This is a genomic window from Rhodospirillales bacterium, assembly GCA_016699855.1.
In the GTDB taxonomy this organism is placed as follows: Bacteria; Pseudomonadota; Alphaproteobacteria; order Reyranellales; family Reyranellaceae.
Genome location: CP064988.1, coordinates 4272230 through 4285445 on the forward strand (window position 1 = coordinate 4272230; position 13216 = coordinate 4285445).

Annotated in this window: 11 protein-coding genes and 1 pseudogene; 9 read left to right on the plus strand and 3 right to left on the minus strand. The window is 71.9% G+C overall.

Annotated features, from left to right (window positions below; all coding sequences use genetic code 11):
- Window positions 1–513 (minus strand): tripartite tricarboxylate transporter TctB family protein, encoded by a 513-nt coding sequence (locus IPK81_20185; protein ID QQS11836.1) that lies wholly within the window; start codon window positions 511–513, stop codon window positions 1–3.
- A gap of 132 nt (window positions 514–645) precedes the next feature.
- Window positions 646–1494, minus strand: coding sequence for a TSUP family transporter (locus tag IPK81_20190; GenBank protein ID QQS11837.1), 849 nt, complete (start codon window positions 1492–1494; stop codon window positions 646–648).
- A 111-nt stretch (window positions 1495–1605) separates the two neighbouring features.
- Here IPK81_20190 and IPK81_20195 point away from each other — a divergent pair, with 111 nt between their 5' ends.
- The 3 genes from IPK81_20195 to IPK81_20205 all read left to right on the plus strand — a co-directional run bounded on the left by IPK81_20195 (window position 1606) and on the right by IPK81_20205 (window position 4393).
- Window positions 1606–2493, plus strand: coding sequence for a phytanoyl-CoA dioxygenase family protein (locus IPK81_20195; GenBank protein QQS11838.1), 888 nt, complete (start codon window positions 1606–1608; stop codon window positions 2491–2493).
- A gap of 94 nt (window positions 2494–2587) precedes the next feature.
- Window positions 2588–3655 carry a phosphotransferase family protein gene (locus IPK81_20200; GenBank protein ID QQS11839.1) on the plus strand — a complete coding sequence of 356 codons (1068 nt, stop codon included), beginning with the start codon at window positions 2588–2590 and terminating at the stop codon, window positions 3653–3655.
- A 99-nt stretch (window positions 3656–3754) separates the two neighbouring features.
- Window positions 3755–4393, plus strand: coding sequence for a TetR family transcriptional regulator (locus tag IPK81_20205; protein QQS11840.1), 639 nt, complete (start codon window positions 3755–3757; stop codon window positions 4391–4393).
- Between the two features lie 37 nt (window positions 4394–4430).
- On the opposite strand, the gene IPK81_20210 is transcribed toward IPK81_20205, so the two are convergent.
- The gene (locus IPK81_20210) at window positions 4431–6029 is read right to left on the minus strand and encodes an AMP-binding protein (GenBank protein ID QQS11841.1); all 1599 of its coding nucleotides are present in this window, start codon (window positions 6027–6029) and stop codon (window positions 4431–4433) included.
- A gap of 190 nt (window positions 6030–6219) precedes the next feature.
- Here IPK81_20210 and rpmJ point away from each other — a divergent pair, with 190 nt between their 5' ends.
- The 6 genes and pseudogenes from rpmJ to IPK81_20240 all read left to right on the plus strand — a co-directional run bounded on the left by rpmJ (window position 6220) and on the right by IPK81_20240 (window position 13093).
- Window positions 6220–6345, plus strand: coding sequence for a 50S ribosomal protein L36 (gene rpmJ, locus IPK81_20215; protein ID QQS11842.1), 126 nt, complete (start codon window positions 6220–6222; stop codon window positions 6343–6345).
- 203 nt (window positions 6346–6548) lie between these two features.
- The gene (locus IPK81_20220; protein ID QQS11843.1) at window positions 6549–8036 is read left to right on the plus strand and encodes an FAD-binding protein; all 1488 of its coding nucleotides are present in this window, start codon (window positions 6549–6551) and stop codon (window positions 8034–8036) included.
- A gap of 382 nt (window positions 8037–8418) precedes the next feature.
- Window positions 8419–9648 carry an FAD-binding protein gene (locus tag IPK81_20225; protein QQS15188.1) on the plus strand — a complete coding sequence of 410 codons (1230 nt, stop codon included), beginning with the start codon at window positions 8419–8421 and terminating at the stop codon, window positions 9646–9648.
- Between the two features lie 56 nt (window positions 9649–9704).
- Window positions 9705–10013, plus strand: coding sequence for a HigA family addiction module antidote protein (locus IPK81_20230; protein QQS11844.1), 309 nt, complete (start codon window positions 9705–9707; stop codon window positions 10011–10013).
- A gap of 246 nt (window positions 10014–10259) precedes the next feature.
- Window positions 10260–11620: pseudogene (glcF, locus tag IPK81_20235) on the plus strand (glycolate oxidase subunit GlcF).
- 603 nt (window positions 11621–12223) lie between these two features.
- Entirely contained in the window at window positions 12224–13093 is an 870-nt protein-coding gene (locus IPK81_20240) for a fumarylacetoacetate hydrolase family protein (GenBank protein ID QQS11845.1), read from the plus strand.
- Window positions 13094–13216: the final 123 nt, after the last annotated feature.

The following is a 13216-nucleotide window of genomic DNA, read 5'->3' on the forward strand; positions in this document are numbered from 1 at the left end:
TCACCACACTCCGCCGAGGATGCGGATGTTCATCTTCAGGCCGAACTTGAAGATGACCAGGCAGATGATCGTCAGCACGACGCAGGAGCCGATCGTCTCCTTGAGCTTGAACTCGTTGCCGCCGAGCGCCGCGAGGAACACCAGCGCGACCAGCGCCGGGATCAGGCCGGAGACCGGATTCTCCCAGCGCGGCAGACCCTTCACGAACCAGCCGACCATCGACGGGATGTTGTCCGCCTCCAGCAGCGTGCCGAACGCGAGGACTCCGAGCGTGATCATGAGGATCGGCTTCCACAGCCCGGTGTCGATGCGGTCGCTCCCCGCGACCAGCGCCTTCACGGCGATGACGAGTCCGAGGAAGATCAGGATGCCGCTGAGCATGCGTGGCACGTAGCCCGGCCCCATGCGCACGCCGGTGCCGACGTTCAGATGCCAACCAAAGGACAAGGCCGCCAGCCCGAGCCCGATGAACATCGCGCCGGCAAGGAAATCCTTGCTTGTGAAACGATCCACGCACGCCTCCCCGTCACGGCCGACCGGCCGCCAAACACGTTCGCGCGAAGCCCCCCCGCGTCGCCGGACAGCGCCAGCGTTACGCGCCGCACCATACATGATTTCGGAGTCGGCCCAAGCGTGAATTTCCGTTCATACGACGTCCTTGGAGCGGCCTGTTGCGCCGGGACGCGCCGCGTCAGAGACCAGCCGCCGCGGCGCCCATGCGCGCCGCCACCAGCGCGAGGACGACGACGAGGACGCGCCTGAGCACCGCCGGTGACGCCCGCCCCGAGAGCCAGCGGCCGAGCGGCGCGGCCATGGCGGCGGCGGCCGCGACGACACCGCCGGCGTAGGGGTCGACCAGACCGACCGCGTGCGCCGGCGCGCCCGCCGCCGGCGTCGCGATACAGAAGAGCGCCGCGCCCACGGCGCCGACGGCGGCCGTGATCGGCGCCGTCGTGCCGACCGCGCCGGCCAGCGGTTGGCGCATCGCCGCGAGGACCGGCACCGCGAGGGTGCCGACGCCGACGCCCAGCGCGCCCGCGATCGCGCCGATGACGGAGGGTGGTCGCGGCGACGCCAGCCGGTCAGCGGATCCATCGGCCGCCCGGTCCCGCCGGGGACGAGCAACCGCACCGCGAGGACGGCGGCGACCAGCGCGAAGAACCCGGCGAGCGGACGCGTCGGCGCGAGCGGCGCCAGCAGCGCGCCCGCCACCGCGCCGGCGAGCGCCCACGGCAGCCACGCCGCGAGCAGGTGGCGGTCGATGTTGCCGGCGCGGCCGTGCGCGAACGCGGCCGACAACGCCGCCGCCGCCACCGTCGCCTGCGCCGTGCCGACCGCGAGCGGCAGCGCCACCGGCCCGGGGACGCCCTGCGCGGCGTACAGGCCGAGCAGGACGGGCACGACGACGATGCCGCCGCCGATGCCGACGAGTCCCGCCAGCAGACCGGTGGCGGCGCCGGTCGCGAGGAGCAGCGGCATCGAGTCGAGGGGCATGCGCGGCGGGGTCCGTTCGGGCGCGGCGGGGATCGGCCGGATTTCGTGCGGCTCCGAAACTAGTCTATCGTCGCGCGCGGCGCGAGGCGGCGAGGACGACGGGAGGCCGGCATGCTGCGGACGGACCAGATCGAGGCGTACCGGCGCGACGGCTATCTCGTCGTGCCCGGGGTGATCCGCGGCGAGACGCTCGCGACCCTGCGCCGCCTCACGGACGAGCTCGTGGCCGCCGCCCGCGGCGTGCGCGAGAACGACGAGCTGTACGATCTCGAGCCGAGCCACACGCCGGAAATGCCGCGCGTGCGGCGGCTGAAGCCGGCGATGTTCAAGCGCCACGCCTTCTTCGGCGAGCTGACGCGCGACCCCGCCATCACCTCGTTGCTGGCGCCGCTGCTGGGTCCCGACATCCGCCTGCACGGCGGCAAGCTCAACATGAAATCGGCCGCCTACGGTTCGCCGGTGGAGTGGCACCAGGACTGGGCGTTCTATCCGCACACCAACGACGACGTGCTGGCGACCGGCATCTACCTCGACGATTGCGATAGCGCCAACGGCCCGCTGCTGGTCGTGCCCGGCACGCACCGCGGCCCGACCTGGAACCACCACGCCAACGGCCGCTTCTGCGGCGCGATGGATCCTGCCGTCTGCGCCGTCGACTTCGCCACCGCCGTGCCGCTCACCGGCCCCGCCGGCTCGATGACGATCCACCATGCGCGCCTGGTGCATGGATCGGCGCTCAACACCTCGAACCGCACGCGCCGGCTGCTGCTGCACGAGTACGCCGCCGGCGACGCCTGGCCGTTGATGGGCGTGAAGGATCTCGAGGAGTTCGATTCGCGGATGGTGCTCGGGAGACCGACGCTCGAACCGCGCGTGGCCGCGGCGCCGGTGCGCATGCCGCTGCCGGCCGCCGCCAACCAGGGGTCGATCTACGAGAACCAGCGCGCCGCGTCCGGCCGCTTCTTCGAGACCTACGAGGCGCGGCGCGCGGCCGGCTGACGGGGTGGCGGCGCGGTTGCGTTGGGTCGGCGCGCGACGCACACTCCCGCGCCGCGGCGTTCGCGCCGGGGCGGCGGGATAGTGGAGCGCGGGAATGGCCGGTCGCGGCGCGGAGTTCATCGGCACGATGGCGGTGCAGGACAAGCACCGCTTCGACGTGGCGTCGCTGGAGCGCTACATGGCGGCGCATGTCGACGGATTCCGCGCGCCGGTGCGCGTCGAGCAGTTCCGCGGCGGCCAGTCCAACCCGACCTACAAGCTGATCGACGGCGGCGGGCGCCAGTACGTGCTGCGGCGCAAGCCGCCGGGCAAGCTGCTGCCGTCGGCGCACGCCGTCGACCGCGAGTTCCGCGTCATCTCGGCGCTGAACCGCACCGACGTGCCGACGCCGCGCGCCTACGCGTTGTGCGAGGACGAGTCGGTCGTCGGCACGCCGTTCTACATCATGGAGTTCTGCGACGGCCGCGTGCTGTGGGACCCGCTGCTGCCTGACGTCGAGGGGTCCGGCCGCCGCGCCATCTACGAGGCCAAGATCGATACGCTCGCGCGCCTGCACAAGGCCGACTACAAGGCGCTCGGCCTGGAGGATTTCGGCCGGCCCGGCAGCTACGTCGTGCGCCAGATCAAGCGCTGGGGCGGCCAGTACAAGGCGTCCGAGAGCGAGCGCATCGATGAGATGGACAAGCTGCTCGAATGGCTGCCGGCGAACGCGCCGGCGACCGACGAGACCACCATCGTCCACGGCGACTACCGCCTCGACAACATGATCTTCGACCGCGACGGGCCGCGCGTGCTGGCGGTGATCGACTGGGAGATATCGACGCTGGGCGACCCGCTGGCCGAGCTCAGCTACCTCTGCATGATCTACCGCATGCCCCAGGCGCAGGGCGGTCTGGCCGGCGTCGACCTCGCCGCGCTCGGTCTGCCCGACGAGGCCGAGATGTACGCGATGTACGGCGCCCGCACCGGCCGGCGCGACATCCCGCATCTCGACTACTACATGATCTACAACATCTTCCGCGTCGCCTGCATCCGGCAGGGCGTCTACGCCCGCTCGCTCGACGGCACCGCGTCGAACCTGCGCGCCGCCGAGTCGGGCAAGCTGGTGCGGCCCAACGCCGAGCTGGCGTGGTCGCTGGCCGCGCGGCTCGGCGCGCGCTGAGCGGCCGCCGTTTGCCTCCGACGCCCGCATTCGTATAAATTGCCGTTCACGACGCGGCGCGGAACGACCGTGTCGAGAGGCATCCGGGGAAAGGACGACATGGTGGCCCGACGGCCGACGCAGACGAAGGCGGCGCCCGCGAGCGCGCGTCCCGCGCCTCCCGCCGAGCAGATCGAGGCGGCGGCGTTCGACCTCTTCGCCCGGCAAGGCTACCACGTCACCACGGTGCGCGACGTCATGCGCGCGTGCGGATTGACGCAGGGCGCGCTCTACAACCATTTCGCGTCCAAGGACGAGCTGCTCTCGACCATCATCCGCTCGACCCAGAGCGGGCTGGAGCGGGAATGCCTCGAGGCGATCCGCTCGGCCGGCGCCGATCCGGCGGCGCAGCTGCGCGCCTTCGTGCGCACCTACGTGCTGCGCCACACGCGTCGGCGGGTCGAGGCCGTGGTCGCCAACCGCGAGTTCGAGTGGCTCGACGCCCAGCGCCAGAGCGAGATCCGCGCCAGCCGCCGCCGCATCCGCGACCTGCTCGTCGGCATGCTGCGCGCCGGGCGTGCCTCGGGCGCCTTCCGCGCGCCCGCCAAGGACCGCGACGACCTGAAGATCCTCGCCATGGCGATCCTGAACCAGGCGACCTACGTGTCGCAGTGGTACGCCGAGGGCGGCCCGTTGTCGGCCGACGACGTCGCGGACCTGCACGCCGACATGGCCCTGAACATGGTCGGCGCGCCCTGAGGGCGTTGGCGCGTTCCGTTAGGCCGCGGCGCGCCGCTCAGTCGAGCAGGCGGGCGGCCATCTCGCGCAGGCGGGCGCGCTGGATCTTCGGACCGTTGGCGCTCGGCGTCGTGGGGAACGCCTCCACGGCGACCACGCGCGCCGGCGTCTTGAAGTTCGCCAGCCCGCGCCGGCAATGCTCGATCAGCGCCGCCTCGTCGATCGCCGCGCCGTTCTCGGCGACCACGAACGCCACCGCGCGCGTGCCGGCGACATGCGTGGCGCCCACCACCTGCGCGCCGGCCACCGAGGGGTGCGTCTGTAGGTGCGCCTCGATCTCGGCGGGGTTGACCAGGAATCCCGCCAGCCGCAGCACGTCGCCCATGCGGCCGAGGAACACGAAGCCGCCGTCGTCCGTCGTGTGGCCGAGATCGCCGGTGCGCAGATAGCGGTCCTCGGTGAACGCCGCCGCCGTGGCCTCGGCGTCGCCGTAGTAGCCGACCATCAGCGACGGTCCCAGCAGCTCCAACTCGCCCGGCTGGCCCGGCGGCAGCAGCTCGCCGCTTTCCGGGTCGCGCGTCCGCGCGTTGGCCAGCGGCGAGACCGGCCGGCCGCCGCCCAGCGCGCGGATCGCCGGATCCTCGTCGAGGTTCCAGCGCGCGAACAGCGCCTGGACCTCGCTCATCCCGTACAAGCCGATCATCGTCAGCCCGCGCGCCGCCGCGCGCGCCGGCATGTCGGCCAGCGCCGGATTGAAATTGGCGAAGCCGTAGAGGCCGACCGACGGGAACGGCCGCTCGCCCGGGACCGCGTCGAGCAGCCGCTCGGCCATGTCGTCGCCGCCGAACAGCGCCGTCGGCCTGTGCTTGGCGATCAGGCGGACCGCCTCCTCGACGTCGAACGACTCCTGCAGCACCAGCGGTTTGCCCGCCGCCCACGCCGACATCGCGACGTTGAAGCCGAACACGCCGCACATCGGCAGCCAGCCGAACGCGACCGTCTCCGGCGCGGTGAAGCCGAAGGCGCGCGCCACGCGCAGGTTGTGCGCCATGACGGCGCCCTGGCGGTGCAGCACGAATTTCGGCGCCTTGGTCGTGCCCGAGGTCGTGAAGATGTTGCAGCCCATGGCCGGACCGGCATGCGACTCGTCCATGGCGGCCGAACCTAGCAGCGCCTCGAACGGCACCCGCCGCAGCCGTTCGATCGCCGGTGGCGCGGCGCCCTCGTCGCCGACGGTCACGACAGCGCGCAGATGCGCCAGCGCCGCCGGGTCGATCTCCGCCAGGATGCCGAGGAAGTCGATGCGCTTGAAGTTCGGCGCGCAGGCCAGCACGGTCGCGCCGGAGCGGTGGACGATGTCCGCCACCTCGACGGCGCGGAACCGCGTGTTGACCGACACCACGATGGCGCCGAGCCGGGCGCAGGCGAATTGCAGGATCGGCCACGCCGGCACGTTCGGCAGCCACAACGCGACCCGGTCGCCGGGGCCGACGCCCAGCGCGCGCAGCCCGCCGGCGGCGCGCGCCGCGAGGTCCTCCAGCCGCGCCCAAGTGTACGTGGCGCCGCCATGGAAGAACGCCGGCGCCGCCGGGTTGGCGGCGGCGTTGTTGGCGAGCAGGCCGACGAGGTCGTCGGCGATCGGGCGGCGGGTCGACATGGATCGTTGGTAGCGCGGCCCCCCGCGCGGCGTCCATACGCGATACCGACGGGGTAGGGATGCCGTCGCGGCGGCGCCCCGGCGGTCCGGCGGGGATTCGCCCGTTGACAGCGGGGAGGGCCCCCCGTATATCCCCGGCCCATCGGTTTCCACCCCGGCGCGGCCGGGGTTTTCGTTTGGAATCAAGGCCATGAAAGTCCGCTCGTCGCTCAAGACGATCAAGACCCGCCACAAGGCCTGCCGCGTCGTGCGCCGCAAGGGCCGGGTTTACGTGATCAACAAGACCAACCCGCGCTTCAAGGCGCGCGCCGGCTGACACCGGCGGCGGCCGGGCGCGCCCCGCGGGGCGGCGACGGTCCTGGTATCGAACGAGCGGCGAGGGCGCGGCCTTCGCCGCTTTTTTTCGTGCCGCGTCCGGCCGCGGCCGGCGGTCCGCGTCGCGCCGGGCACGGGAGTTGTGCCGCCCGGCCGTGCGCGCGGCGTCTTCCGCCGCGGCGGCTTTTCGGCTGTAGTGCGGCCATGCAGATGCCGCCGCTGGACGAATCCATCCTCGCGCGCCGCGACGAGATCGTGGCGGCGTTGAAGCGCATCGTGCCCGGCGAGGGCGTGATCGACGACCGCGACGGCATGAAGCCCTACGAGTGCGACGCGCTCAGCGCCTATCGCCAGATGCCGCTGGTCGTGGTGCTGCCGGACACCGTCGCGCAGGTGTCGGCGATCCTGCGCTACTGCCAGGACGCTGGCGTGAAGGTCGTGCCGCGCGGCGCCGGCACCTCGCTCAGCGGCGGCGCCATGCCGGTGGGCGACGCCATCCTGCTGGGCATGGGCAAGTTCAACCGCGTGCTCGAGATCGACTACGAGAACCGCTGCGCCCGCGTGCAGCCCGGCGTCACAAACCTCGGCATCTCCAAGGCCGTCGAGGACGAGGCGTTCTACTACGCGCCCGACCCCAGCTCGCAGATCGCCTGCTCGATCGGCGGCAACGTGGCGGAGAACTCCGGCGGCGTGCACAGCCTGAAATACGGCCTCACCACCAACAACCTGCTCGGCCTCGAGATCGTGCTGATGAACGGCGAGGTGATGCGGCTGGGCGGGAAGCATCTCGATTCCGAGGGCTACGACCTGATGGGGCTGATGACCGGCAGCGAGGGGCTGCTCGGCGTCGTCACCGAGGTCACCGTGCGGCTGCTGCGCAAGCCGGCCACCGCGCGCGCCGTGCTGCTGGGCTTCCCGACCGAGTCCGGCGCGGCGGAGTGCGTGGCGTCCATCATCGCCGCCGGCATCATCCCCGGCGGCATGGAGATGATGGACCGCGAGGCGGTGCGCTGCGCCGAGAACTACGTCGGCGCCGGCTATCCGCTCGACGTCGAGGGCCTGCTGATCGTCGAGCTCGACGGCCCGGAGGTCGAGGTCGACCATCTGCTGGAGCGCGTCGCCGCCATCGCGCGCGACAAGGGCGCCACCACGGTGCGCGTCAGCGGCAGCGAGCAGGAGCGCCTGCTGCTGTGGGCCGGCCGCAAATCGGCGTTCCCCGCCGTCGGCCAGATCTCGCCCGACTACATGTGCCTCGACGGCTCGGTGCCGCGCGGGCGGCTGGTCGAGGTGCTGACGCGCATGCGCGCGCTGTCGAAGGTCCACGGGCTGCGCGTCGCCAACGTGTTCCACGCCGGCGACGGCAACCTGCACCCGCTGATCCTGTTCGATGCCAACTCTCCCGACGAGCTGCGGCGCTGCGAGGAGTTCGGCGCCGACATTTTGCGCCTCTGCGTTAAGGTCGGCGGCGTTCTGACCGGCGAGCACGGCGTCGGCATCGAGAAGCGCGACCTGATGGGCGTGCAGTTCACCGACATCGACCTCGACCAGCAGATGCGCGTGAAGTGCGCCTTCGATCCCGACCACCTGCTGAACCCCGGCAAGGTGTTCCCCAAGCTGCGCCGCTGCGCCGAGCTCGGCCGCCTTGTCGTCCGCCAGGGCGCCATCCCGTTTCCCGACATTCCGCGGTTCTGATGCTGGCGACCCGCCGCTCCGAGGCGCTCCTGTCGCGATGCGCTCTTTCGCTCTCGTCCGTTGCGGGTCATCGCATAGATGAGCCTCGCGGTGCCGCCTTATGGCCCCTCTCCGCCGCGCAGCGGGGGAGAGGGAGGGGCCCGCGCGTAGCGCGGGAGGGTGAGGTGGTGGTCGGACCGACGGTGAGGTCGGCGGGGCGCTGCCGTGCGTCGACGTTCGACACCTGCGCCTTCGCGAAGACCCACCTCACCCCGACCCTCTGCCCCCGCAAGCGGGCGGAGAGGGAGGAAGATCGGCGACTTCCGCGCGGTCGGGGTCGACGAATCCATTGTGGTGGAGACGCGCCGGCGTCGGCCGCGCGCGACACCCTCGCGGAGCGCGGATCGTGACTTCGATCCTCAGGCCGCGCGACGCGGAGGAATTGCGGCGGGTCGTCGAGTGGGCGGTGAACGACGGCGCGCGGCTGGCGATCGAGGGCCGCGGCAGCAAGCGCGCCTACGGACCGCCGCGCGACGCGGCGCACACCCTCTCGCTGTCGGAGCTCGCCGGCGTGGTCGAGTACCAGCCGGAGGAGCTCGTCATCACCGCCCGGGCCGGCACGCCGATCCGCGAGATCGAGGCGTTGCTGGCGCAGCGCCGCCAGATGCTGGCGTTCGAGCCGTCCGACCTCGGCGCCGTCCTCGGCGGCGCGGCGGGCGAGGGCACGCTGGCGGGCGCGCTGATGTGCAACCTCGCCGGCCCGCGGCGCATCAGCCACGGCGCCGCGCGCGACCATTTCCTCGGCTTCTCCGGCGTCAACGGCCGGGCCGAGCGCTTCAAGTCCGGCGGCAAGGTGATGAAGAACGTCACCGGCTACGACCTCTCGAAGCTGATGGCCGGCTCGCGCGGCACCTTGGCGGCGCTCGACGAGATCAGCGTCAAGACGCTGCCGGCGCCGGAGAAGACCCGCACCCTGCTGCTGGCCGGGCTCGACGACGCGGCCGGCGTGCGCGCGCTGTGCGCCGCCATGGGCAGCCCTCACGAGGTCTCCGGCGCGGCGCACCTGCCCGTCGCGGTCGCCGCGCGCGCCACCGTCGATCTGGTCGCGGGGCTGGGCGGCGCCGTGACCGCGATCCGCGTCGAGGGCGTCGGTCCCTCGGTCGAGGCGCGGCTGGCGGGCTTGCGCACGCAATTCGCCGGCGCCGCGCCGCGCGTCGAGGAGCTGCACACGCTGCGTTCGCTGGCGTTCTGGACGGCCGTGCGCGACGCGCGGCCGGTCGCGGACGACACGGCGCGTCCGCTCTGGCGCCTCTCCTGCCCGCCGACCGACGGTCCCGCCGTCGTCGCCGCGATCCGCGCCGCGCGTCCCGACGCCGAGGCGATGTACGACTGGTCCGGCGGCCTGGTCTGGCTGTCGCTCGCCCCCGCCACCGACGCCGCGGTCGACGACGCCGCCGCGCCTGTCGTGCGCGGCGCGCTGTCCGCGGGCGGCGGCCACGCCACGCTGGTGCGCGCGCCCGAAGCGGTGCGCGCCCGCGTCGCGGTGTTCCACCCGCAACCCGCGCCGCTCGCCGCGCTCGCCGCCCGCGTCCGCGGGAGCTTCGATCCCAAGGGCGTGTTCGCGGGCGCGTGATGACATACTGTGGCGCGCTTCGCTCGGCGCGGGAAACGGAAGACAAGAGAGTCGCCATGACGTCGCGTCGCAAACCCGTCCATCCCGGACGCATCCTGCTTCAGGAAATATTGGAGCCGGCCAAGGTCAGCCGCCGGCGGCTCGCGCGCGCGACCGGTCTATCGCGCACGCGCGTCGGCGAGATCGTGCGCGGTCGTCGTCGCGTCACGGCCGAGGTGGCGCTGCGGCTGGAGGAGGCGCTCGGCGTCAGCGCCCGGACCTGGATGAACCTCCAGACGCTTCACGACCTCGAGCGGGCGTCGCTGGCCGAGGGGACGCGCATCGCGCGCTCGACGCAACGCCTCGACATGGGAGAGGCCACGTGATCCGGGGATCGATCCCGACGCCTGAATCACGTTCGGTGCGGATGCACCCCCACTGTCATCCCGAGCGTAGCGAGGGATCTAGGCGCCGACCCTGGGTCCCTCGCTACGCTCGGGATGACAGCGGGGGTGACGCGAAGGCGCACCCTGATCGCGCCGCGATGGGAGGCGTACAAGGTGGCGTGCGTCTCGGCGCTTCCGAATGCCTGCATGGGACCTCCCCGTCGCCTCGGCGGCCGCAATAGATCGATGCAGACCACCTTCACCCTCGCCCAGCTCGCCGATCCGGAAATCGCGCGGTCGGAGACGATCCTGCGCAAATGCGTGCATTGCGGGTTCTGCACGGCGACCTGTCCGACCTTCGTGACCTTGGGCGACGAGCGCGATAGCCCGCGTGGGCGAATCTACATGATCAAGGACATGCTGGAGGGCGGGAAGCCCGCCACCGCAGAGGTCGCGCGCCATGTCGACCGCTGCCTGTCGTGCCTTGCCTGCATGACGACGTGCCCGTCGGGCGTGAACTACATGCACCTCGTCGATCACGCCCGCGCGCATATCGAGACCACCTACCGCAGGCCGATCGGCGACCGGCTCATGCGCGGGCTGCTCGGCTTCCTGATGCCGAGGCCGGCGCTGTTCCGCTGGGCCATGCTGCTGGCGCGGCCGCTCAAGCCGCTGGCGGCGCTGCTGCCCGCCACCAGCCGCGACGCCGGCGGCGCCACCTTCCCGCGCCGCGCGCGCGCCATGCTGGAGGCGGTGCCCGACACGCTGGCGCCGCCATCGCCGATGGACGCGCCCGGGACGTTCCCGGCCGCCGGACGCGGCGCAAGCGCGTTGCGCTGATGAACGGCTGCGGCCAGCAGGTGCTGGCGCCGGAGGTCAACGAGGCGACGGTGCGCCTGCTGACGCGCCACGGCGGCGAGGTGGTGATCGCCGAGGGCGCAGGCTGCTGCGGCTCCTCGGTGCTGCATATCGGCGACACGTCGGCGGCGCGGGATCTGGCGCGCGCCAACATCGCGGCGTGGGAGCGCGAGATCGACGGCGGCGGGCTGGACGCCGTCGTCGTCAACGCCTCGGGCTGCGGCACCACGATGAAGGATTACGGCCACCTGCTGGCCGACGATCCGGAATGGGCCGACCGCGCGACGCGGATCGCGGCGCTGGCCAAGGACATCTCCGAGGTGCTCGCCGGGCTGACGCTCAGGCCGGTGGCGCGGCCGGTCGGCGCCGGCGGCGCGCCGGCCGTGGTCGCCTACCACGCCGCCTGTTCGATGCAGCATGGCCAGAAGCTCATCGAGCCGCCCAAGCGCCTGCTGCGCGACGCGGGGTTCGTGGTCAAGGACGTGCCGGAGGGCCATCTCTGCTGCGGCTGGGCCGGCACCTACCAGGTGCTGCAACCGGAGCTGTCGCGGCGCCTGCGCGACCGCAAGGTCGCGAACATCGCCCGCGTCGCGCCCGACGTGATCGCTTCCGGCAATTTCGGCTGCGTCGGCAACATCGCCGCCGCCACGGCCACGCCGATGGCCCACACCGTCGAGCTGCTCGACTGGGTCACCGGCGGCCCTGTGCCGCCGGCGCTGCACGGCGGCAAGCTGCGGCTGGTCGGGTAGGGCCGGGGCGCTTCGCGGACGCTCAAGGAAACATGTCGAGTGGATTCTAGTTCTCCCTCCTCCACAAACGGCTAGGGGGTTCACACTTCTCACGAGGAGCCGCTCCGTTCAGATGGCGCGGCATTCTCCTCTCCGCCGCGTAGCGGGAGAGGGAAGGGGCCCGCGCGTAAGCGCAGGTACGCTGTATCGGCGAAGCGCCGATACAGCGGCGGTGAGGTGGTCGTCGTATCGGGCGCGGTCGTGATGGCGTGGCCGCGTCCGTTGATATGGAACGCCCGTGGGCCGGCGAGAGCCCGTTGTATCCGGCATGTCGACCCGCCATCCGCGTTCCCACCGGTCCAGCCACCACCTCACCCTCCCCGCCGCTGAAGCGGCGGGAATCCCTCCTCTCCCCGCTGCGCGGCGGAGAGGGCATTCGGCGGCCCCCCTGGAAGTGTGAATCCGCTAGCCCACAAGGGGGGAGGGAGCATGAAGGCGCGGCAGTCGGGGTGATGTCTCAAGCCAATCCGCTACCCACGCGCCCGCGTCTTTCTTGACCGGCGCGGAGGCGCGCGCGAAGGTGCGGCCGGGCGTCATCGAACGCTTCGAGGGGGAGGAGAACCCATGCGTCTGTGCACGATTCAGCGCGACGGCAAGGCCGTCGTCGGCGTCAAGATGGGCGGCAAGATCATCGACCTGAGCAAGCAGATGCCGCGCGGTCCGAAGTCGGTGGTCGAGATCCTGGCCGGCGGCAAGGCGGTCCAGGACGCGGTCAAGAAGGCCTGCGCCAAACCGAAGGCGGGCGCGACCGTGTCGGAGAAATCGGCCAAGTACCTGCCGCCGATCCCGAACCCCGGCAAGATCCTCTGCATCGGCCTCAACTACCGCAAGCACGCCGAGGAGACCAACAACCCGATCCCGGCCTATCCGATCGTGTTCTGCCGCTTCAACAACACGCTGGCGGCGCACAACGCGCCGATGCTGTCGACGACGCATTCCGAGCAGTACGACTGGGAGGCCGAGCTGGCCGTCATCATCGGCAAGCGCACCCGCAACATCTCGAAGGAGAGGGCGCTGTCGGCGGTCGCCGGCTACTCGGTGTTCAACGACGGCTCGGTGCGCGACTGGCAGCGTAAATCCGGCGGCCAGTTCACGCTGGGCAAGAACTTCGACGGCTCCGGCGGCTTCGGCCCCGACATCGTCACCTCGGACGAGCTGCCCAAGGGCGGCGCGCCGCTGCGCATCATGTGCCGGCTCAACGGCGAGATCATGCAGGACAGCAACACCGAGGACATGATCTTCGACACCGTCACGCTGGTCTCGGAGCTGTCCAAGGTCATGACGCTCGAGCCGGGCGACGTGATCATCACCGGCACGCCCTCGGGCGTCGGCGCCGGCCGCAAGCCGCAGGTCTGGATGAAGCCCGGCGACGTCTGCGAGATCGAGATCGAGCGCATCGGCACGCTGCGCAACCCGATCAAGCAGGGCAAGTAGCGGAAGCCGGCCGCGCGGGGTAGGCGCGATCCTCATACCCCCTCTCCCGCCCGGCGGGAGAGGGTTGGGGTGAGGGGCTAAGCGCACGCTGCGGCCTTGGTCGCCCGTGTCATCCCGAGCGCG

Excerpts from the sequence above, each read along its gene's own strand:
- IPK81_20240 (QQS11845.1), top strand. The coding sequence starts at position 12,224 with ATGCGTCTGTGCACGATTCAGCGCGACGGCAAGGCCGTCGTCGGCGTC.
- IPK81_20195 (QQS11838.1), top strand. The coding sequence starts at position 1,606 with ATGCTGCGGACGGACCAGATCGAGGCGTACCGGCGCGACGGCTATCTC.
- IPK81_20200 (QQS11839.1), top strand. The coding sequence starts at position 2,588 with ATGGCCGGTCGCGGCGCGGAGTTCATCGGCACGATGGCGGTGCAGGAC.
- IPK81_20220 (QQS11843.1), top strand. The coding sequence starts at position 6,549 with ATGCAGATGCCGCCGCTGGACGAATCCATCCTCGCGCGCCGCGACGAG.
- IPK81_20230 (QQS11844.1), top strand. The coding sequence starts at position 9,705 with ATGACGTCGCGTCGCAAACCCGTCCATCCCGGACGCATCCTGCTTCAG.
- rpmJ (QQS11842.1), top strand. The coding sequence starts at position 6,220 with ATGAAAGTCCGCTCGTCGCTCAAGACGATCAAGACCCGCCACAAGGCC.
- IPK81_20190 (QQS11837.1), bottom strand. The coding sequence starts at position 1,494 with ATGCCCCTCGACTCGATGCCGCTGCTCCTCGCGACCGGCGCCGCCACC.
- IPK81_20210 (QQS11841.1), bottom strand. The coding sequence starts at position 6,029 with ATGTCGACCCGCCGCCCGATCGCCGACGACCTCGTCGGCCTGCTCGCC.
- IPK81_20205 (QQS11840.1), top strand. The coding sequence starts at position 3,755 with ATGGTGGCCCGACGGCCGACGCAGACGAAGGCGGCGCCCGCGAGCGCG.